Here is a 20,315-nt window from a genome sequence, read left to right as displayed (position 1 = left end):
TGTTCTTGGTCTCCTTTCCCTTCGCGAACTGGATTGTCGCAGTGTCGGCCATATGTGTCTCCTGAGTAGGGCTGAGGCTGAAGGTTGTTCGCGGGAGCCGCCCGCACTGTGGTTGGCGGGTTCCCGTCCCCGCAGGACTCTGCCCGCGGCAAGTGGTAATGGTCCGAAACCGTGTGAGCCGGTACGGTGAAGCGCAGGCGGTACCCGGGTGGAGGCACGTTGGAATGGCCGCGACGGACGCGCACGGGCCGCATCGCACCGGGGTTTGCCGACGTCTGCGAAGGCGGACGTCCGGGGCGATATTCGTCCCATTCATGCTGGCAGGCGCGGTGACCACCGCCCTCGGGGCGGGGACTGTCCCACCGATCGGCTACCAGAACGGGACGCACACCGTGTCCTTGAGCCTCACCGCGGCACAGGCAGACGGGTACAACTTCAACGGTTACGCGAGCGGCACGCTGGTCGTGAAAGTGCCGACGGGGAGCACGGTGCAGGTCACGATGCGAAATATCGCGGCGGACGTCTCGCACAGTCTGCTGGTGGCTCCCTGGGACCAACGCACGAAAGGGAGCGGGTTCACGCCGGCCTTCCCTGGTGCGGCGTCCGGCGACTTCGAGACGGGCATCACCTCGCACGATCCTCCGCTGCACTTCACGTTCACCGCCCGCAGCGCTGGGACCTACACCCTTCTCTGCGGCGTGCCGGGCCATGCCCTGATAGGGATGTGGGACGAACTCGATGTGGTGGACGGGCTAAGCGCGCCGTCCGCTACCACCAAGTGAATGGAGTCGTCACGCGCGACGCGGACGTCGAGCAGGAGGGGGCCCCGATGGACCGTGAGTCTGCGGCTGGACTGGACATAAAGAGGAACGGTCGACTGACCCGCCGGGCGTTGCTCTACCGATCGGGGGCGATCGCTGGGGTGGCTGCGCTCGGAGGGGCGCCGGCGCTGGCGCTGCCGCGCGATGCCTTGGCGCAGGAACCGGCAATCCCCGGGGTCGCCTCGGGGATGAAAGTGATTAGCCGGTCACCGATCAACCTGGAGACACCGATCCCGCCACTGCGGACATGGATCACGCCCAACGACCGGTTCTTCGTCCGCCTGCACCTGCCGGGGTACGCGCAGCTCACCCGGGATGCGTGGCAGATGACCGTGGATGGAGAAGTCGGACAACCCCTGCGTCTCGCGTGGGCCGACGTGCACCGGTTTGCGCGCGTCGAGTTGACGGCGTGGCTCCAGTGCGCGGGCAACCGACGCGGGCACTTCCAGCCCAAGGCCGCGGGCGGGCAGTGGGACCGCGGGGCCGTCGGGAACGCCCGCTGGTCCGGCGTGCGTTTGCGCGACGTTCTCCTGTCGGCCAACCCAACTGTGAAAGCGCATCATGTGGCGTTCGAGGGGAGCGATCCGAACGGCGCCGCGCCGCCGTACGTCCGCAGCATCCCGATCGAGAAGGCCCTCGATCCGAACACGCTGCTGGTCTTCGAGATGAATGGCCAACCGTTACCGGTCCTCCATGGATTCCCGGTTCGAGCGTTGGTACCGGGATGGGTCGGATCGGCCAACGTGAAGTGGATCCGAGCGATTCACCTGGCCGAACAGGAGTGGAACGGGCCGTACATGAAAGACCTCTACCGCATCAACCCGGTGTCCATAAATCCGACCGACAAGAGCTTCAACTTCTCCCAGGACTTCGTCCCTACCACGGTGTTCCCCGTGAACTCATTCTTTACGTCGCCCATTACGGGCGACACGGTCCGGGCGGGATCCCTGACGTTTTCGGGGGTCGCATATGCGGGGGAGACAGGGATCGCAAAGATCGAAGTCTCGGTCGATGGTGGGCCGTGGCGGCCGACACGAATCACGACGGCCGGATCAGCGTACGCGTGGTATCAGTGGGAGTTCACGACGATGCTCGCCCCTGGCCGCCACGAACTTGCCGCACGCGCGACGGACTGGCGGGACCGCACGCAGCCGCGTGAGGGATTGTGGAATCCCCAGGGATATTTCTACAATGCCTGGGACGTCCTGGCGGTGACCGCTTCCTAATCCTGCTCATCGAGTGTTGACATGAGAAAAAGAGTCCACGACACACCTTGACGCAGGCGTCATTTCCATAAACATCTAGACATCTAGCCATCAGTCCATTACAATTGGGGCCGAGGAGCCCCATGCTGGCGCGTGTGCACAGTGCCGCCGTGATCGGCATCGACGCGGTGCCCGTCGACGTGGAGGTCGACGTCGGGGCGGGGATCCCGATGTGCGCGATCGTCGGGCTGCCGGACCCCGCGGTGCGGGAGGCGCGGGAACGCGTCCGGACGGCGATCCGCAACGCGGGCTACGAGATGCCGGCGCGCCGCGTCACCGTCAACCTGGCGCCCGCCGATCTGCGCAAAGTGGGCCCCGCGTTCGACCTGCCGATGGCGCTCGGCATCCTGACCGCGACCCGGCAAATCCCTCCGCAGGCGCTGGCCGGGTGTATCGTCATCGGCGAGTTGTCGCTCGACGGCGGGGTGCGTCCCGTGGCCGGGGTGCTCAACATCGCCCTCGCCGCCCGTGCGCGGCGCGCGCGGGCCGTGCTGGTGCCGGCCGCCAACGCGGAGGAGGCCGCGGTGGTCACGGGCCTGCGGGTCCATCCGGTGACGTCGCTGGCGTCCCTCGTCGCGGCACTGATTCGGGAGGGCAGCCTCCCGCTGCAGCCGCCGACGGGCGCGCCCGGCGCCCCGGCCGCCGCCGGCCCGACCGACGACGAGGCGGATCTCGGGGACGTCCGCGGCCATGCCCACGCGCGGCGGGCGCTCGAGCTCGCCGCCGCCGGCGGGCACAACCTGCTGCTGATCGGACCGCCGGGGACGGGCAAGACGATGCTGGCGCGGCGGCTGCCGACGATCCTGCCGCCGCTGTCCGCGGAGGAGGCGATCGAGGTCACGCGGATCTACAGCGCGGCGGGCCGTCTGCCGGCATCGTCCCCGCTGATCACGGCGCGGCCGTTTCGCGCCCCGCACCACACCACGAGCGCCCACGCGCTCGTCGGCGGCGGGACCCCGCCGGCCGCCGGCGAGGTGAGCCTCGCCCACCTCGGCGTGTTGTTTCTCGACGAGGTGGCGGAGTTTCACCACGACGCTGTGGAGGCGCTGCGTCAGCCGCTCGAAGACGGCCGGGTCGTCATCGTGCGCGTGGGAGGGACCGTGATGTTCCCGGCCCGCTGTATGCTGGTCGCCGCGATGAATCCGTGTCCGTGCGGCCACCTCGGCGACGCGCGCCGCGTCTGCACCTGCACCCCTCCGCAGCGGGCGCGCTATCGCGCGCGGGTGTCGGGTCCGCTCCTCGATCGAATCGACCTCCACGTCGAGATGCCGCCGGTGTCCGCCGACGAGCTCACGGCGCCGGCACCCGCCGAGCGGTCGGCCGACGTCCGCGCCAGAGTGACGCGCGCGCGGGCCCTCCAGGCGGAGCGGGGAAGGGCGTTGGGCATCGTGGCCCCGGTCAACGCGACGATGCCGGCAGCGCTCGCGCGAACCTGCTGCGCGCTCGGACCGGCGCCGCGGGCGCTGCTGCGCCAGGCCTTTGATCGGCTCGGCCTCAGCCCGCGCGCCTACCATCGCTTGGCGCGCGTCGCCCGGACGATCGCCGACCTCGAAGGCGCGCCGTCGATCGACGTCCGCCACGTCGCGGAGGCGATCGGATACCGGGCGCTCGACCGCGTGCGCGAGCCCGACGGACTTGCGCAGGTGTGAGTTTCACGCCGCCGGGGCCGGGATGGCCTGATGTGGCCGGCGGTTGATGCGGACACCGCTCCAGTCGGCCCCGCTTCGGGCGAACTGTGGCGGATGCTGCGCGCACACGCCGCGCCGGCGGCCCGGCCGTGTCGGCGCTGCGGGAACGGCTATCCCATTGCTCCCGCGTGTCTGGCGGCCTGCATCACGCCGATTCCCGGCGATGCCTGTCCGCGATGCGCCCAACCGCGCACCGGCGGCGCCTGCCGCAGCCTCGGCTGCGTGCGCGGCTGGTCCCGCATCCGCCGGGCGGACGCGGTGCTGGGCTATAAGCACGGCGACGTCGAGCGGCTCGTGCTCGCCGCGAAGCGCCTCGAGGGATGGGCCGTCACAGCACTCGGCCGCCTGCTCGCCGGATGGCTCCTGGATGCCGCGGGGCGACGGCGTTACGATGTGGTCCTTCCCGTCCCTTTTCACGCCGCGGGGCTCCAGGGGCGTCCCGCCCATCCGCTTACGTCGATCTACTTGGGTGCGCGTCCGGCGGTGTGGCCCCGCGTGCGGGCCGACGACCTGGCGCCACCGCTTCTTGTGCAGACCCGGCCTCGGCCGGCGCGGTGGGCCCAGTCGGAACCGGCGCGGTGGCGGTCCGTGCGGGGGACGGTGGCGCTTGCCTTTCCGACCCGGCTGCTGCGCGGGGCCCGCGTGCTGATCGTCGACGATGTGCTGACGAGCGGTGCCACGGTGAGCGAGTGCGCGCGGGTGATCCTCGACGAGGGCGGCGCCGCCGCCGTCGACGCGGTGGCGCTCGCACGCCAGCCGTGGCGTCCGCGGAGATAGACGCCGTGGACGAGCGCCGGTGCCTGCTGGCCCTCTCGCTCGTGCCGGGACTCGGCGGAGTCCGGATCGGCCGGCTGGTCGAGTACTTTGGGTCGGCGGCGGCCGCGTGGGCGGCGCCGAGGGCCGCGCTTGTCGACGTGCCGGGCCTGGGCGCCGCCATCGCAGAGGCGATCGCCGAGGCGCGCGACGCGAACGGCGTGGATCGGATGCTGCGGCGTGCCGCGGACTGCGGTGCACGCATCGTCACGTGGCTCGATGCGGGATACCCCGGACGGCTGCGCGGAATTCCCGCGTCTCCACCGGTGTTATACGTCCGCGGGGTCTGGCGCAACGACCGGCCCGCGGTCGCCATCGTCGGGACCCGCCGCGCGACGCCCTATGGCCTCGGTGTCGCCGAACGCCTCGGAGCGGCGCTCGCCGAGCACGGCGTAACCGTGGTGAGCGGCCTGGCCCGGGGAATCGACGGCGTCGTTCACCGGGCCGTCGTGCGGATCGGCGGGTCGACGGTCGGGGTACTCGGATGCGGCGTCGACGTCATGTACCCGCCGGAGCACCGGTCGTTGATGGAGGCCATGGTGAGGCGCGGCGCCCTCGTGGCCGAAGCCCCGATGGGAGCCGCGCCCGGGCCGCGGGCGTTTCCCGCGCGGAACCGGCTCATCAGCGGGCTCGCGGACGCGGTCGTGGTCGTTGAAGGCGACGTGGACAGCGGGGCCATGATCACGGCGCGCCAGGCGCAGGCGCAGGGACGCGTTCTGTTCGCGGTGCCCGGAAACGTCTACGCGCGCGGCAGTCGAGGACCACACCGGTTGCTCGCCGCGGGCGCCCGGGTCGTCGCCGCCCCGGACGACGTTTTGGCGGTGCTCGGCCTCGGGGCCGGCCGCCCTGGAGGCGACCCGGACCGGCCCGGCGTGGCGCACGAGCCGGGGCCGGCGGCGGATCTCACGCCCCCCGAGCGCCGCCTAGTCGCCGCGCTGGATGACGGCGATGCCCGGTCGATCGACGGCGTGGCGGCATCGGCCGGTCTGAGCGTGCCGGTGGCCGCGGCGGCGCTCGTGGCGCTTGAACTGCGCGGGATCATCCGGCGGACGGCGGGCGGTCTGTACATCAAGACCGCCGTGCCGGACGGTTGGGGAAGGGGAAGAACAGAGTAGCCCGACGGAGCGGAAATCGTGGATCCCTGCGGGCCCGGCGAGGTCCACTTACACCGCCTCGGGAAGCAGAACAGCGCACGCGGAAACGACGGTCAAGTTGCCAAGTTGGGAATTCGCGTTGCCGGCGCCGAAGGCAGGGTCGGCCCCATCGCGTTGGTCTTGTGCGTCGCCATGCGCCACGTCTGATCTAGAACACGGAAAACCGGAAACACGATGGCCGCAATCATTGACGAGCGTCTGACGATCGCCGAAGGCGAGTGCGGGTTCGCGTGAGAGTGCGCCGGCTCCGGCTGACCGTCTTGACGGTGCTCGTGCTCGGTGTTCTCCTACCGGCGGTCGCGGCCTCGCCGCGAAAATCCGAGGCGCGCCCGCTCATGGATGCGCTGACCGCCGGAGGGGCACCGGGACGCGACGCGCTTGACCAGATCGTCCGCACCCGTGACGTCAGTTACGTCGGCGTGCTGATCGAGTTGCTCCGCGCGAGTCAGGCGGGTATCGCGCGAGATCTCGATGACGGGGCGATCGTCGCCGCGCTGCGCCGGCTTACCGGCCTGGCGTATGGCGACGACTGGATCGCCTGGGTCGAGTGGTACGGCGGGACATCGAACACGCCGCCACCGGGATTCGTCGGGTGGAAGGGCCGGCTACTTGGACGGATCGATCCACGGTTCGAAACCTTCTTGCGCGACGGCGCCCCCGCCCGCGTAAGCGTCGAGGAGATACAGTGGGGTGGCGTCACGGTCGACGGCATTCCCGTCCTCGAGGATCCCCGGGTGGTCGCGGCCGACATGGCGACGTATCTCACGCCCAATGAGCCGGTGTTCGGGCTGGCTGTCGGCGGCGACGCGCGCGCGTACCCCCTTCGGATCATGGACTGGCACGAACTGGTGAACGATACTGTCGGCGGCGTGCCGGTGGCGCTCACGTACTGCCCGCTGTGGCGGCCGACGGACGTCGTGCGCCCCGAGTCGGCGGATTTCTGACGTACTGGTTTGCATGGTACGCCTTCTTTCCGCGCACAGCCGTCTACGGCCCGCTCGATGCTCACGCCGGCCATTAGCGCGTCAGGTTCATCGGACGGTCCGTGTATTACTGCCAACAAACAGCGGCCATCGCTCTAGCGCATGCATGAGTATATCCACGGGAAGATAGATTCTCGCGAGGCGGCGCGACTTGAGTTTCAGGCGCCATTTGTCGCGAGTTTTACCTGGGAGACGTGCAGATCCGGCCGGCAGACCGTGTTCTCGACCTCGGTAGCGGCGTGGGAGCCATGATGGCGCAACTGGCAACGCGATTCCCCGGCATCGCGCTCGTCGCCGTCGACATCGAGCTGGCGCCGCTTCGTGTAGCCCGTGTGAACCACCCCACGGCCGCCTACGTCCAAGCCGACGGAGCAAACGCCCGCACTCCGAACCGCCGCTGCAAGGCTCCAGGCGATGGCTATCGGCCAGAAGGCAATCCTATTCTCTCCCGTTCTGGGCCGTGGTATCCGCTAACCCCGGGGGAAGCAAGGCCGTCGTCACGCCACGCCCCGTCCATCGGCGGGCGTGCCACCCGCGGGCCGGACGATCACAGCGAGACCCGCAAGGATCAGGGCCATGCCGGCGTAGCGCGTCGGACTAAACACCTCGCCGAAGGTCACGGCGGATGCCACGATCCCGGTGCACGGTGCCAGAAGGGCGAACGGCGCGACGACCCCGGCCGGGTAGCGTTGGAGCAAATGACCCCAGATCCCGTAGGCGACGACGGTGGCCATCGTTCCGAGGTAAACCGCGGCCCCGATGCTCAGCCAGGAAGCGCCCGCCGCCGCCTCCCACACCGACACGCGCCGATCGTAGACCGCCGACACAACGATCGCGGGCAACGGCGGAATCAGGCTGCACCACACGATCAAGGGAAACATAGGAACGTCGGCGGTGCGCTTGACCAGGACGTTCCCGACGGCCCAACTGAAGGCGCCCCCGAGCGCGAGGCCGAGCGCTGCGAGCGTGAGGTCCGATCCGATGGTCAGGGCGATCAGTACGAGGCCCGTGAACGCGATCGTCATGCCCAAGCACTGTCTGCGGTTCGGGACATCGCGAAGGAATACGGCGGCGAGCAGCACCGTGAAAAACACCTGCGTCTGCTGGGTGACCGAGGCGAGGCCCGGGGCCAGCCCTTGAGTGTAGGCGAAGAACAGCAACAGGAACTGCCCGGCGAACAGTGTCATCCCGATCAGCGCGATCGACCACCACGGGATGTTCGGCCGCGGCACCAGAAAAACGGGGAGGCTCGCGATCAGGAACCTGGCTGCCGTTAACTGCGGGGGGGAGAAGCTTTCCAGTCCGAACTTGGCGGCGACGAATGCGAGGCCCCAGATCACCGAAGCCAGAGCAGCCAGCACCATATCGCGATGGTTCAGGGCCGATGTCCTGCCACTCACCGCACCGCAGGTAGCGGCTCCATCGCCATCGCGGCGATTACCCGCTCGTGCCACGCTACCGCGGCCGGAGACGATCGATCCATGCGCGAAAGACCTTGAGCAGCAACCGGATCCGCTTGCGCGTTGGTTCATCTGTAAGACGGCCATCCGGGTCGAACCTGTCTTTCGCGCCGCCGACGAGGATTTGGGGGTTGGGGAGCAGCACGTAGCAATCGGTCGACGCGAGGACTTGGCGGAGCGCGAGCTGGGCGCGCGCGGTCCCCACGATTCCACTTGAGGCGCCCATGACCGCGGCGGGCTTGCCCTGGAGCGGGTTTTTGCCCCTGCCGTCCCCCGTGGCCCAGTCGATGGCGTTTTTGAGCACTCCGGGCAGCATATGATTGTATTCCGGGGTGGCGAGGAGCAAGCCATCCGCCGCCGCAATTTGCGCCCGAAACGTCTGCACGGACGGCGGTACGCCCTCGTCCTCGACGTCGGCATTGTACAAAGGGATCGATGCAAGGTCGGTGATCTCGACCTCCATTCCATCGGGCGCAAGCTCGGCCGCCGCCTCGAGCAGTCCGCGATTGTAGGAACGGCGTCGCAGGCTGCCGGGAATTCCGAGAATCCGCAGTCGCTTCGAAGTCACGGAACCTCTCCGTGTCGGTTCTCACCGATATCATAGGGACGCCCCTGATCACCGTCCAATACAAAATGATGACCAATTGATCATCAGGAGTGATTCTATGGAACTCCGCCATCTCCGGTACTTTGTGGCGGTCGCCGACACCCTCCACTTCGGCCGTGCCGCCGCGCAGCTCCACATCGTGCAGCCGGCGTTGAGCCAGCAGATCAAGCGATTGGAGCGCGATCTTGGAGTGCTGCTGTTCACGCGGACGAGGCGCCGGGTGCAGCTCACCGAGCCCGGCCGACTACTCCTTCAGGAGGCCCGACGGGTGCTCGCCCAGACGGATGTGGCGGTCCGCACCGCGCAACGAGCCGCCGTGGGGCACATCGGGCGGCTCTCGGTAGGATTCAGCCAGATTGCGATGTGGACGGCGTTCCCGAAGATGCTCCGGGCCTACCGCGACCGCTACCCCGCGATCGAACTCGCCTTCAACGAGCGTCCGATCCCACGCTTGTTGGAGGGATTGGAGACCGGCCAGTTCGACGTCATCTGCGTCCCGCTGCCGCTCCCGGGATCTGCCTTCCGCTCGAAGATCATCGCCGACGCCCCGCTCGTCGTGGCGCTTCCGAGGGGGCACCCGCTGGCCGAGCGGCACCGCGTACCGCTTACCGCGCTGGCCCGCGAGCCGTTCGCGGCCTTTCCCCTGTCGCTGAAGACACGCCTCATCGATGATCTCATCATGGCACTCCGTAAGGATGCCGGGTTCGCGCCACGTGTGGTGCAGGAAGCGGAGCCGTTGCACTCGATCCTCAGCCTGGTGAGCGCGGGGATCGGGGTCGTCCTTGCCCCGGCGTGGGTGCAAAATTTCCCGGGCCCGGGAATCGTGTACCGTCGGGTGACCCCGGCCGGGCCGCGATTTCGGCTGGCGGTCGTCTGGCGTCCGGCCGCACCGCCGCCTACCGTCGTCAAGTTCATCGCGGTGGTAGACAACATGAGCTCGGTTGGCGGCAAATGACGTGCCCGAGCCGGTGGTTTGCACGTCGGGCGATCGAGGCCGTGCCGGACGGTTGGGGAAGGGGAACAACAGAGTAGCCGGAGGGCGCAAATTTGACAATAGCAAAGGTCGGGGTATAGAATCGCCCATCGGAGCTTCCGCCATGAGGGCGCCGCAGCCGGTGTTGCTTCCATTAAATAAAGAACGGCGACGGCGTCCCCGACGGACGGCCGGCTGTCGGTGCGGAACCGCGGCGGCCGGCGCAGGAACTGGAGGGACGGAGTGGCACGATCACTGGTCGTGGTAGAGTCGCCGACCAAGGCGAGGACGCTCAAAAAGCTCCTCGACGGGCGGTATGAAGTCATGGCCTCGATGGGGCATGTGAAGGATCTGCCGCGCAGCCAGCTCGGGGTGGACGTGGAGCACGAGTTCACGCCCAAGTACCTGGTGCCGAAGGGGAAGGGTCCGGTCATCAAAGAGCTGAAATCGGCGGCCAAGAAGGCGTCGACAGTCTACCTCGCGACCGACCCCGACCGCGAAGGCGAGGCCATTTCCTGGCACCTGTCGACGATCCTGCACCCGGTCAACCCCAAGATCAAGCGGATCGAGTTCCACGAGGTGACGCGCGACGCCGTGCGCCGCGCTCTGGCGCACCCCCGGGACATCGATACGAGCCTCGTGAACGCGCAGCAGGCGCGCCGGATCCTGGATCGGCTGGTGGGGTACAAGCTGAGCCCGCTGTTGTGGCGCAAGGTCCGCGGCGGTCTGAGCGCGGGCCGCGTGCAATCGGTCGCCGTCCGGCTGATCTGTGAGCGTGAGAAAGAGATCGACGCGTTCGTTCCAACTGAATACTGGTCGATCACCGCGCGTCTGAGCCGCCTCGACGCGGGGGGACCGCCGGTCGCCGACGCCGCGTTCGCGGCGAAGCTCGTCGCCAAAGGGGCGGACAAGATCGCGATCGCGACGGAGGCCGAGGCCCGCTCGCTCGTCCAGGAGCTCGAGCGGCTGCCGTATGCGGTCGGGGAGATTCGGCGGCGCGATCAGCAGCGGCACCCCGCGGCGCCGTTCACCACGAGCACCCTGCAGCAGGAGGCCAACCGCAAGCTCGGATACTCCGCCGCCCGCACCATGGTCGTGGCCCAGCAGTTGTACGAGGGCCTCGACGTCGGGGCGGAGGGCACCGTCGGGTTGATCACGTACATGCGCACCGACTCGGTCAACATCGCCGAGGCGGCCCAGCAGCAGGTGCGGGAGCACATCGTCGCCGCCTACGGGGCCGAGTACGCGCCGGAGAAGCCGCGGCGCTACACGTCGCGCCGCGGCGCCCAGGAGGCGCATGAGGCGATCCGGCCCACGTCCGTCCATCGCACGCCGGACGCCGTGCGGCCGCACCTCAAGGCCGACCAGCACAAAGTCTACAAGCTGATCTGGGAGCGGTTCGTCGCCAGCCAGATGGCGTCGGCGGTGATGGACACGCTCGCGGTGGACATTACGGCGGGGCCGTACGTGTTCCGGGCGACCGGATCCCGGGTGAAGTTCCCGGGATTCCTGCGCGTGTACATGGAGGGGCGCGACACCGAGGAGGACGAGACGCCGGAGGGCTGGCTGCCCGACCTCACCGTCGGCGAGACCCTCCGCCTGCTCGGCCTCGACCCGGAGCAGCACTTCACGCAGCCGCCGCCCCGCTACACCGAGGCCACGCTCGTGCGGTCGCTCGAGGACCGGGGCATCGGCCGGCCGAGCACGTACGCGCCGATCATCGAGACGATCAAGCACCGAGGATACGTCGAGGTCGAGGACCGGCGGCTCTACCCGACGGACCTCGGCATGCTCGTGAACGCGCTGCTCGTCGAGCACTTCCCAAACGTCATGGACGTCGAGTTCACGGCCCGCATGGAGGAGAACCTCGACCGGGTCGAGGACGGCGCGCAGGATTGGGTCCGGCTCCTCGAGGGCTTCTACGGCCCGTTCTCGACCGAGCTGTCCAAGGCCGAGCATGCCATCGAAGAAGTCGAGATGGCCCCGGAGGAGATCGGCGAGGCGTGTCCGCGCTGCGGGCGGCCGCTCGTCAAGCGGCGCGGGCGCTACGGCGAGTTCATCGCCTGTTCCGGATACCCGGAGTGCTCGTACACGCGCCCGGTCGGCATCGGTGTGCGCTGCCCGCTCGACGGCGGCGAGATCGTCGAACGCCGAACGCGGAAGGGCCGCGTATTCTACGGCTGCGCGAACTACCCGGCGTGCACGTACACGTCGTGGGACCGGCCCACCGGGCGGATGTGCCCCACCTGCGGGTCGATGCTGGTCGCCAAGCGCGCGCGCCGGGGGGCGGCGCCCACGATCGTCTGCAGCAACAAGACGTGCGTCTACAAGGAAGCGCCGCAACCCCGCGAGCCGGAGCCCGTCGGGGGACGTCACTGATCCGCTCCACCACCGTCGTGGCCGTGCGCCGCGACGGCCGGGTCGCCGTGGCCGGCGACGGGCAGGTCACCGTCGGCTCGACGGTGCTCAAGCACGGGGCGCGGAAGGTCCGGCGGGCCGGCGACGGCGTGCTGCTCGGATTCGCGGGCTCGGCCGCGGATGGTTTGACCCTGTACGACCGGCTGGAGGACAAGCTCCGCGAGGCGCGGGGCGACCTGCCCCGCGCGGTCGTGGCGCTGGCCAAGGAGTGGCGGGCCGACCGCGTGCTCCGCCGTCTCGAGGCGCTGCTCGTGGTCGCCGACCGGGCGCACCTCTTCGTGGTCTCCGGCGGCGGCGACATCATCGAGCCGGACGACGGGGTGGCGGCCATCGGGTCCGGCGGGCCGTACGCGCTGGCCGCCGCGCGCGCCCTGCTCCAGCACTCGTCGCTCGACGCCGAGGCGGTGGCGCGCGAGGCGCTGCGGATCGCCGCGGACATCTGCGTGTACACGAATGCCCAGGTGACCGTCGAGGTGCTCGGGTAGCGCCATGGCCCCGACGGACGGCCGCCCGGATGCCGCCCTGCCGGCGGAGTCCCTTACCCCGCGTCAGATCGTCGCCGAGCTCGACAAGTACATCGTGGGCCAGACCGCCGCCAAGCGCGCGGTCGCCGTCGCGCTGCGGAACCGGTACCGCCGCAGCCGCCTCGGTCCCGAGCTGCGCGACGAGGTCATTCCGAAGAACATTCTGATGATCGGTCCGACCGGCGTCGGCAAGACGGAGATCGCCCGGCGGCTGGCGCGGCTGGCCGGCGCGCCGTTCGTCAAGGTCGAAGCGACGAAGTTCACGGAAGTGGGCTACGTGGGCCGCGACGTCGACTCGATGGTCCGCGACCTGGTGGAGACCTCCGTCCAGATGGTGAAGGCCGAACGGGTTCGCGCGGTGGAAGGGCGGGCCGCCGCCCACGCGCGGGACCGGCTCGTCGAGATCCTCGTCCCGGCGCCGCGCCGCGAGGCGGGACTCGCGAATCCGCTCGAAGTGCTGTTCGGCGGCCGTCCGGGCCCATCACCGGAGCCCCGTACGGCGGAGGGACCGGACGCCGGGGAGGCCGGCGACCTCCAGGCGCGCCGGGCGGCGACGCGGGAGCGGCTCGATCGCGGCGAGATCGACGGCCAGCAGGTCGAGCTCGACGTCGAGGAGACGGCGGCCCCGATGGTCGAGGTCTTCTCCGGGCAGGGCGTCGAAGAGATGGGCGTCAACCTGCAGGATCTGTTCGGGACGCTCCTGCCGAAGCGCCGGAAGCGCCGCCGGACCACCGTGGCCGAGGCGCTGCGGGTGCTGACCGTGGAAGAGGCCCAGAAGCTGGTCGACATGGACGAGGTGGTGCGGGAAGGCATCCGGCGGGCGCAGGATGCGGGGATCATCTTCATTGACGAGCTGGACAAGATTGCCGGCCGGGAGGGCGGGGTGGGGCCAGACGTCTCGCGTGAGGGCGTGCAGCGCGACATCCTGCCGATCATCGAGGGCTCGACCGTCACCACGAAATACGGGCCGGTTCGCACCGACCACGTGCTCTTCATCGCGGCCGGCGCGTTTCACGTGAGCAAGCCCGCGGACCTGATTCCCGAGCTGCAGGGCCGCCTCCCGATCCGCGTCGAGCTCGCGCCGCTCACCGAGGCCGACTTCGTGCGCATCCTGGTCGAGCCGCACAACGCGTTGACCAAGCAGTACGCCGCGCTGCTCGCCACCGAGGGGGTGACCGTGGAGTTTCCCGAGGACGGGATCCGGGAACTCGCGCGCATCGCGCAGGAAGTGAACGGCGAGGCGGAGGACATCGGCGCCCGGCGACTGCACACCGTCCTCGAGAAGGTGACCGAAGACCTCTCGTTCGCCGCGCCGGAGGCGCCGGCGCGGGTCGTGATCGACGCCCCGTACGTGCGCGAGCGGCTCCGCGACATCCTCGGCACGCGCGACCTCAGCCGCTACATCCTCTAGGCCACCGCGGCGGCCGTTCGCCGGCGCTCCGGCCGAACGCTTCACCGGGCGGGTGGTGTGTTATACTACGTCGAGGATTCTTGCACGCCTGCGTGACCGCGCCGGCGGTGCCCTGCAGAGGCGGCGGTGTCTGCGGCGAGGAGCCGCGGCCCGCGTCGGGTTCCGGTGCGGAATGATCCGGGCGGAGGCGAAACCGGACAGGGGGTAGTCGTGTGGCCGTCGTGACGATGAAGCAGCTGTTGGAAGCGGGGGTCCATTTCGGGCATCAGACGCGCCGGTGGAACCCGAAGATGGCCCCGTTCATTTTCACCCAGCGCAACGGGATCCACATCATCGACCTGCAGAAGTCGGTGCCGCTGATCGACGCGGCCTACCGGTTCGTGCGCGACACCGTCGGCCAAGGCGGCACCGTGCTCTTCGTGGGCACGAAGAAGCAGGCGCAGGACGCGATCCGCGAGGAGTCGACGCGGGCCCACCAGTTCTTCGTGAACCAGCGGTGGCTCGGCGGGATGCTGACGAACTTCGCGACCATCAAGAGCCGCATCGAGCGGCTGCACGAGCTCGTCGACATGCGCGACAACGGCACGCTGGAGATCCTGCCGAAGCGGGAACAGACGCAGCTGATGGACGAGCTCGCCCGGCTCGAGAAGTACCTCGGCGGGATCGCGACGATGCGCACGCTGCCGTCGGCCGTCTACGTGGTCGACACGCGCAAGGAGCACATCGCGATCGCCGAGGCGCGCAAACTCGGCATTCCGGTGGTCGCGATCATCGACACGAACTGCGATCCGGACGAAGCGGCGTACCCGATCCCGGGCAACGACGACGCGATCCGGGCGGTGCGCCTGATCACCAACCGCGTCGCCAACGCGGCGCTCGAAGGGTACGAGGAACGGCGGAAGGCCGAGATCGTCGAAGAGGAGGCCGCCGCGGAAGCGGAAGGCGTCGAGCCGGCGCCGATGGCGCCGCTGCCCGGCGAGGAAGAAGTGGTGGAGGAGCCGGCCGAGGAGGAAGAGGTCCAGGCGTAAGGCCGGACGAGCGGCGATGGGGAAGGACGGGGAGGCACGCGTGGAGATTCCGGCCGTTCAGGTGAAGGCGCTGCGGGAGCGCACCGGCGCCGGCATCATCGACTGCCGCAACGCGCTCGCCGAAACGGCCGGCGACCTCGAGAAGGCGGTCCAGGTGCTGCGGGCCAAGGGACTCGCCGCGGCGGCCAAGCGTAGCGGCCGCGTCGCGAACGACGGGATCGTCACCGCGTACATCCACGGCGGGGGCCGCCTCGGCGTGCTCGTCGAGATCAACTGCGAGACCGACTTCGTGGCGCGGACCGACGAGTTCAAGACGCTCGCCCGCGACATCGCGATGCAGATCGCCGCCTCCGACCCGCGGTACGTGTCGCGCGAGGAGATCCCGGCCGAGGCCGTCGCGTCCGAGCGCGCGGCCTACATCGCGCAGGCGATCGCCGACGGCAAGTCCGAAGCGGTCGCCGCGCGCATCGCGGACGGCAAGCTCGAGAAGTACTTCGCGACGGTGTGCCTGCTCGACCAGCCGTTCATTCGCGACGAAGGGGCCAAGCCGCGCACCGTCGGCGAGGTCGTCAAGGATGCGATCTCGCGCACCAAAGAAAACATCAAGATCCGCCGTTTCGCGCGGTTCAAGCTCGGCGAAGCATGACCGACGGGACGGCCCCGCGCTACCGGCGCGTCGTGCTGAAACTGAGCGGCGAGGCGCTCGCCGGGAGCGGCGCCGGTGAGCGGAGTCTCGATTCCGACATCCTGCATCTGGTCGCGCGCGAGGTCCGCGCCGTCCGCGAGGCCGGCGTCGACGCGGCCCTCGTGGTCGGCGGCGGCAACATCGCCCGCGGCGTGCAGCTGGCGGCGCGGACGGGCGTCGCCCGCGTGACCGCCGACTACATGGGCCTGCTGGCGACGGTGATCAATGCGCTTGCGCTGCAGGACGCGATGGAGCGCGAGGGGCTCGAGACGCGCGTGCAGACCGCGATCGAGATGCGTCAGGTGGCGGAGCCCTACATCCGGCGGCGGGCGATCCGGCACTTGGAGAAGGGCCGGATCGTTATTTTCGCCGGCGGCACCGGCAGCCCGTATTTCACGACCGACACGGCGGCGGCGCTGCGCGCCATCGAGGTCGAAGCGGGCGCGATCCTGATGGCGAAGAAGGGCGTCGACGGCGTCTACGACAAGGATCCGCGCGAGAGCGCCGGCGCCGTGCGGTTCCGCACGCTCGACTACATGGACGTGCTGAACCGCGGCCTCAAAGTGATGGACGCCACCGCCACGTCGCTGTGCATGGACAACGGCATGCCGATCATCGTCTTCGACATTTTGAAACAGGGCAACCTGCGGCGCGCGGTGCTCGGCGAAGAGATCGGCACGCTGGTCGGGGGAGGGAGCGATGCACGCGGTCATCGCTGACGCCAAGACCCACATGCAGAAGGCCGTGGACGCGACGAAGCGGGAGTTCTCGACCGTGCGCACGGGCCGCGCCGCCCCGGCGCTGCTCGAGCGGGTGACCGTGGAGTACTACGGCGTATCGACGCCCGTCACCCAGGTGGCCAGCGTCTCCGTGCCGGAGCCGCGGCTGCTCGTCATCCAGCCGTGGGACAAGGCGCTGGTCAAAGAGGTCGAACGCGCCATTCTAAAGAGCGACCTCGGGCTGACGCCGTCGACGGACGGCGCCGTGATCCGGCTCCCGATCCCGCCGCTCACCGGCGACCGCCGCAAAGAACTCGTGAAAGTGGTGCATAAGCAGGCGGAGGACGGGCGGGTGGCGGTCCGCAACATCCGGCGCGACCATCGCGAGAAGCTGGAGCGCCTCGAACGGTCCGGCGAACTCTCCAAGGATGACGCGCGGCGCCACCAGGACGAGCTCCAGAAGATCACCGACCAGCACATCAAGGAGATCGATGCGCTGCTCGCGGCCAAAGAAAAGGAGATCACCGAGGTCTGATGCGCGCGTCCCCGCCGCCGAACGTGGTCGGCTACCTGCTCGCCGAGGCGCGGGCCGTGCTGGCGGGGGCCGGTTGGGACACGATCGAAGTCACGGAGACCCGGCCGCCGCGCCGCGCGTTGCGTGAACCCTTCCGCGTGCTCCGCCAGCGGGCCGGCCTAGACGGGGTGTCGCTTGTGATCAGCGGTGAACGGGCCGCCGACGGCGAGGCCGATTCCGGGGCTTCCGGGCCGGCGGCGCGGGCCGAAGACACGGCGCTGGCGGACGACGGTCTTGCGCGCGGCGGGAGCGAGGACGCGCCGGCGTGAGTGCGCCCCCGGCCGAACGCGTCGGGCCCGCGCAGCGCGCCCTGCTGCCGTCGGGGGCCGCCGGCGGACCTGACGGCAAGCCGCATCCCACCGGGCCCGTGGCACTCGATCCGGCGCGTATTCCGCGCCATGTCGCCATCATCATGGACGGTAACGGACGCTGGGCGGAGCGTCACGGCCTGTCGCGGGTGGAAGGACACCGCGCGGGCCGGGAAGCGCTGCGGCGCGTCGTGCGCGGCGCCTGCGAATGCGGGATCGGCATCCTGACGCTGTACGCGTTCAGCACGGAGAACTGGCGGCGTCCCGCCGGCGAGGTCCACGCCCTGATGACCCTGCTGCTCGAGTCCCTCGACGGCGAGGCGCAGGAGCTCCACGCGAACGGCGTGCGCTTCCGGGCGTCGGGGCTGGTCGAGGAAATGCCGCGGGAGATCCAGGATGCGATCGACCGGGTCACGGCCCTCACGGAGAACAACCGGACGATCACGCTCAATCTGGCGCTGAATTACGGCGGCCGCCGGGAACTCACCGAAGCCGTCCGCCGCGTCGCCCGCGCGGTCGCCGCGGGCGGGCTTCGGCCCGACGCGATCGACGAGGAGACGATCGCCCGGCACCTCTTCACGCCGGATCTTCCCGATCCGGACCTCTTGATCCGCACCGGCGGCGAACAGCGGTTGAGCAATTTTCTGCTGTGGCAGGCCGCGTACGCCGAACTGTACTTCACGGACGTTCCGTGGCCCGAGTTCACGCAGGCCCACCTCTTCGAAGCCGTGGCCGCCTACCAGGCGCGCGAGCGCCGGTTCGGCGGAGTGGACCGTGGATAGCGCGCAGGACGTCGCGGTGCCGCTCGCGCGGAAGGATGCGGCCTCCTCCGCGACGAGCCCCGGCCGGACGCTCGGGCAGCGCGTGCTCACCGCGTTGTGGGGCGTGCCGCTCGTCGTGGCGCTCGTCTACCTCGGCGGACCGTGGCTGCTGGCGGGGGTCGGCGTGCTCATCGTCGTCGGGTTGCTCGAGTTCTATCAGATGGCCGGCCGGGCCGGACACCAGCCGATCTGGGAGGCGGGGCTTACGGCCGGCGTGTGGCTGGCGGTGGCCGCGGCGTGGCCGGCGGCGTGGCCGGCCCGATGGGTGCCGTTTGTGCTGCCGGCGCTGCTCGTGTACACGATCCTGACCCAGCTGCGCCGCGGGCACCCCGATCGCGCACTCGTCAACACCGGGATCACGCTGCTCGGCGTCATCTACGTCGCGTATCTCGCGGCGTACGTCATCCGGCTCCGGGCGCTCCCGGCCGCGCCGGGCGGTGCGCCGAGCCCGATCCCGGCGCTGCTGGTCATCTGCGCGGTGTGGGCCGCCGACAGCACCGCCTACTTCGTCGGCCTGACGCTCGGGCGGCACAAACTGCTGCCGCAGGTGAGCCCGCACAAGTCGCGCGAAGGGGCGGGGGCCGGCGTCCTCGCCGGGGTCCTCACGGGCGTCGCGTTCGCCTGGGCCGCGGCGCTGCCGGTCGGGGTGGCTGCCGCGGTCGGCGGATTGTGCGCCGCCGTCAGCATCGTCGGGGATCTGTGGGAGTCGGCGATCAAGCGGGAGGTCGGCGTCAAGGACGCCGGACGGGTGCTTCCGGGACACGGCGGCATGCTGGACCGCTTCGACGGCCTGCTGTTTGCCGCCGTCGCCGGGTACGCGGCGATGCGGTGGTGGCTGGGTCTGTGAAGCGCCGCATCGCCCTGCTGGGATCCACGGGCTCGATCGGCCGCGCGACGCTCGACGTGGCGCGCCGGCTGCGCGACGTGGGCGTCGACATCGACGTCGTCGGGCTGGCGGCGCGGCGCAATGTAACGGTCCTCGCGGCGCAGATCCGCGCGGTCCGGCCCGCGGTGGCGGCGGTGGCGCGGGCGGACGACGCCGAGGCCCTTCGCGCCGCCCTGCCGGGGTGGGAGGGCGACATCTACGTGGGGCCCGAGGGCCTCGACCGCGTGGCGGCGTTCGGGGCCGATCTCGTCGTGGTGGCCGTCGAGGGAGTCGCGGGGTTGCGGCCGACGCTCGCCGCGCTCGCCGCCGGCGCCGATGTCGCGCTCGCGACCAAAGAGGCCCTCGTCGCCGGCGGCGCGCTGGTCGTCGCCGCGGCGGGCCGCGCCGGCCGGCGCCTGCTGCCGGTCGACAGCGAGCACGCGGCGATCTTTCAGTGCCTCGACGGGCGGCCGGCAACCGACATCGCGCGGTTGTGGCTGACCGCGTCCGGGGGGCCCTTCCGCCGGACACCGGCCGCGGCGATGGTGCGGGTGACCCGGGAGGACGCGCTGCGGCACCCCACCTGGCAGATGGGCCCCAAGGTCACCGTCGATTCCGCCACCCTGATGAACAAGGGCCTCGAGATCATCGAGGCGCACTGGCTCTTCGGAGTCGCGCCGGACCGGATCGACGTGGTCGTGCACCCGCAGAGCATCGTGCACTCGTGCGTGGAGCTCGTCGACGGATCGATCCTGGCGCAGCTCGGACCGCGCGACATGCGTCTGCCGATCCAGTATGTGCTCACGTATCCTCACCGCCTGCCGCACGCGGTGGAGCGCCTCGACCTGCGGACGCTCGGCGCGCTCGCGTTCGAACCGCCCGACGAAGCGCGGTTCCCGTGCCTCGGCCTGGCCCGTGAGGCGCTGCGCCGCGGGGGGACCGCCCCGGCGGCGCTGAACGCGGCGAACGAAGCGGCGGTCCACCTCTTTCTGGACGGGCGTATCGGCTTCACGGAGATTGCGGCGGCCGTCCGCCGCGCGCTGGAGGCCCACGTGCCGCACGCCGTCGTCTCGATCGACGACGTGCTGGCGGCCGACGGCGAAGCCCGCGCGGCCGTGGAGGCGGCGGCCGCCGCCGAGAGCGGCCGCGGTCCCGGCTCACGCCGCAGCGCCGGCCGGCGTTCGATGTGATCGACGAA

General features: G+C 70.1%; 21 protein-coding genes. 18 read left to right on the top strand and 3 right to left on the bottom strand.

Features of this window, described 5'->3' with window-relative positions:
* Positions 1-314: 314 nt before the first annotated feature.
* The 6 genes from VGZ23_06490 to VGZ23_06465 all read left to right on the top strand — a co-directional run bounded on the left by VGZ23_06490 (position 315) and on the right by VGZ23_06465 (position 6,685).
* A complete protein-coding gene (locus tag VGZ23_06490) occupies positions 315-782 on the top strand; it encodes a sulfocyanin-like copper-binding protein (GenBank protein ID HEV2357244.1) in 468 nt (155 codons plus the stop codon).
* A 140-nt stretch (positions 783-922) separates the two neighbouring features.
* Positions 923-2,047, top strand: coding sequence for a sulfite oxidase (locus VGZ23_06485; GenBank protein HEV2357243.1), 1,125 nt, complete (start codon positions 923-925; stop codon positions 2,045-2,047).
* A 122-nt stretch (positions 2,048-2,169) separates the two neighbouring features.
* Positions 2,170-3,735: a YifB family Mg chelatase-like AAA ATPase gene (locus VGZ23_06480; protein HEV2357242.1), complete on the top strand. Its 1,566-nt coding sequence runs from the start codon at positions 2,170-2,172 to the stop codon at positions 3,733-3,735.
* A 30-nt stretch (positions 3,736-3,765) separates the two neighbouring features.
* Entirely contained in the window at positions 3,766-4,551 is a 786-nt protein-coding gene (locus VGZ23_06475) for a phosphoribosyltransferase family protein (protein ID HEV2357241.1), read from the top strand.
* 5 nt (positions 4,552-4,556) lie between these two features.
* Positions 4,557-5,702: a DNA-processing protein DprA gene (gene dprA / locus VGZ23_06470; protein ID HEV2357240.1), complete on the top strand. Its 1,146-nt coding sequence runs from the start codon at positions 4,557-4,559 to the stop codon at positions 5,700-5,702.
* 269 nt (positions 5,703-5,971) lie between these two features.
* Positions 5,972-6,685, top strand: coding sequence for a DUF3179 domain-containing (seleno)protein (locus VGZ23_06465; GenBank protein ID HEV2357239.1), 714 nt, complete (start codon positions 5,972-5,974; stop codon positions 6,683-6,685).
* Positions 6,686-6,882: 197 nt separating this feature from the next.
* Here VGZ23_06465 and VGZ23_06460 read toward each other — a convergent pair whose 3' ends face one another.
* The 3 genes from VGZ23_06460 to VGZ23_06450 form a co-directional block, all read right to left on the bottom strand.
* Positions 6,883-7,065 (bottom strand): hypothetical protein, encoded by a 183-nt coding sequence (locus VGZ23_06460; protein HEV2357238.1) that lies wholly within the window; start codon positions 7,063-7,065, stop codon positions 6,883-6,885.
* A gap of 156 nt (positions 7,066-7,221) precedes the next feature.
* Positions 7,222-8,088 carry an EamA family transporter gene (locus VGZ23_06455; GenBank protein HEV2357237.1) on the bottom strand — a complete coding sequence of 289 codons (867 nt, stop codon included), beginning with the start codon at positions 8,086-8,088 and terminating at the stop codon, positions 7,222-7,224.
* A 91-nt stretch (positions 8,089-8,179) separates the two neighbouring features.
* Complete coding sequence (locus tag VGZ23_06450) at positions 8,180-8,752, bottom strand: NADPH-dependent FMN reductase (protein ID HEV2357236.1); 573 nt, start codon at positions 8,750-8,752, stop codon at positions 8,180-8,182.
* Between the two features lie 97 nt (positions 8,753-8,849).
* On the opposite strand from VGZ23_06450, the gene VGZ23_06445 reads away from it, so the two are divergent.
* From VGZ23_06445 to VGZ23_06390, 12 genes are all read left to right on the top strand, one after another.
* Positions 8,850-9,746: a LysR substrate-binding domain-containing protein gene (locus tag VGZ23_06445; GenBank protein HEV2357235.1), complete on the top strand. Its 897-nt coding sequence runs from the start codon at positions 8,850-8,852 to the stop codon at positions 9,744-9,746.
* A 261-nt stretch (positions 9,747-10,007) separates the two neighbouring features.
* On the top strand, positions 10,008-12,143 hold the full coding sequence (gene topA, locus VGZ23_06440; protein ID HEV2357234.1) for a type I DNA topoisomerase: 2,136 nt from the start codon (positions 10,008-10,010) through the stop codon (positions 12,141-12,143).
* A complete protein-coding gene (gene hslV, locus VGZ23_06435; protein HEV2357233.1) occupies positions 12,140-12,667 on the top strand; it encodes an ATP-dependent protease subunit HslV in 528 nt (175 codons plus the stop codon). Before topA ends, hslV begins: the two co-directional genes overlap by 4 nt.
* A gap of 4 nt (positions 12,668-12,671) precedes the next feature.
* Positions 12,672-14,117: an ATP-dependent protease ATPase subunit HslU gene (gene hslU / locus VGZ23_06430; GenBank protein HEV2357232.1), complete on the top strand. Its 1,446-nt coding sequence runs from the start codon at positions 12,672-12,674 to the stop codon at positions 14,115-14,117.
* A gap of 212 nt (positions 14,118-14,329) precedes the next feature.
* Entirely contained in the window at positions 14,330-15,145 is an 816-nt protein-coding gene (gene rpsB, locus VGZ23_06425; GenBank protein ID HEV2357231.1) for a 30S ribosomal protein S2, read from the top strand.
* A gap of 16 nt (positions 15,146-15,161) precedes the next feature.
* Positions 15,162-15,791: a translation elongation factor Ts gene (tsf, locus tag VGZ23_06420; GenBank protein HEV2357230.1), complete on the top strand. Its 630-nt coding sequence runs from the start codon at positions 15,162-15,164 to the stop codon at positions 15,789-15,791.
* Positions 15,788-16,549, top strand: coding sequence for a UMP kinase (gene pyrH, locus VGZ23_06415; protein ID HEV2357229.1), 762 nt, complete (start codon positions 15,788-15,790; stop codon positions 16,547-16,549). Before tsf ends, pyrH begins: the two co-directional genes overlap by 4 nt.
* Complete coding sequence (gene frr / locus VGZ23_06410; GenBank protein HEV2357228.1) at positions 16,530-17,084, top strand: ribosome recycling factor; 555 nt, start codon at positions 16,530-16,532, stop codon at positions 17,082-17,084. The genes pyrH and frr overlap by 20 nt, the downstream gene beginning before the upstream one ends.
* A complete protein-coding gene (locus VGZ23_06405) occupies positions 17,084-17,392 on the top strand; it encodes a hypothetical protein (GenBank protein ID HEV2357227.1) in 309 nt (102 codons plus the stop codon). Before frr ends, VGZ23_06405 begins: the two co-directional genes overlap by 1 nt.
* On the top strand, positions 17,389-18,213 hold the full coding sequence (locus VGZ23_06400) for an isoprenyl transferase (protein ID HEV2357226.1): 825 nt from the start codon (positions 17,389-17,391) through the stop codon (positions 18,211-18,213). The genes VGZ23_06405 and VGZ23_06400 overlap by 4 nt, the downstream gene beginning before the upstream one ends.
* The gene (locus VGZ23_06395) at positions 18,206-19,099 is read left to right on the top strand and encodes a phosphatidate cytidylyltransferase (GenBank protein HEV2357225.1); all 894 of its coding nucleotides are present in this window, start codon (positions 18,206-18,208) and stop codon (positions 19,097-19,099) included. The genes VGZ23_06400 and VGZ23_06395 overlap by 8 nt, the downstream gene beginning before the upstream one ends.
* Complete coding sequence (locus tag VGZ23_06390) at positions 19,096-20,307, top strand: 1-deoxy-D-xylulose-5-phosphate reductoisomerase (protein ID HEV2357224.1); 1,212 nt, start codon at positions 19,096-19,098, stop codon at positions 20,305-20,307. Before VGZ23_06395 ends, VGZ23_06390 begins: the two co-directional genes overlap by 4 nt.
* The last annotated feature ends 8 nt before the right edge of the window (positions 20,308-20,315 follow it).

The organism is bacterium, from assembly GCA_035945995.1.
Lineage (GTDB): Bacteria > Sysuimicrobiota > Sysuimicrobiia > Sysuimicrobiales > Segetimicrobiaceae > DASSJF01.
The sequence above is the reverse complement of the archived record's forward strand: the minus strand, read 5'-3'. Positions and strand labels throughout refer to the sequence as shown.

Excerpts from the sequence above, each read along its gene's own strand:
- VGZ23_06490 (HEV2357244.1), top strand. The coding sequence starts at position 315 with ATGCTGGCAGGCGCGGTGACCACCGCCCTCGGGGCGGGGACTGTCCCA.
- VGZ23_06480 (HEV2357242.1), top strand. The coding sequence starts at position 2,170 with ATGCTGGCGCGTGTGCACAGTGCCGCCGTGATCGGCATCGACGCGGTG.
- VGZ23_06475 (HEV2357241.1), top strand. The coding sequence starts at position 3,766 with ATGTGGCCGGCGGTTGATGCGGACACCGCTCCAGTCGGCCCCGCTTCG.
- VGZ23_06455 (HEV2357237.1), bottom strand. The coding sequence starts at position 8,088 with ATGGTGCTGGCTGCTCTGGCTTCGGTGATCTGGGGCCTCGCATTCGTC.
- VGZ23_06445 (HEV2357235.1), top strand. The coding sequence starts at position 8,850 with ATGGAACTCCGCCATCTCCGGTACTTTGTGGCGGTCGCCGACACCCTC.
- hslU (HEV2357232.1), top strand. The coding sequence starts at position 12,672 with ATGGCCCCGACGGACGGCCGCCCGGATGCCGCCCTGCCGGCGGAGTCC.
- tsf (HEV2357230.1), top strand. The coding sequence starts at position 15,162 with ATGGGGAAGGACGGGGAGGCACGCGTGGAGATTCCGGCCGTTCAGGTG.
- pyrH (HEV2357229.1), top strand. The coding sequence starts at position 15,788 with ATGACCGACGGGACGGCCCCGCGCTACCGGCGCGTCGTGCTGAAACTG.
- frr (HEV2357228.1), top strand. The coding sequence starts at position 16,530 with ATGCACGCGGTCATCGCTGACGCCAAGACCCACATGCAGAAGGCCGTG.
- VGZ23_06405 (HEV2357227.1), top strand. The coding sequence starts at position 17,084 with ATGCGCGCGTCCCCGCCGCCGAACGTGGTCGGCTACCTGCTCGCCGAG.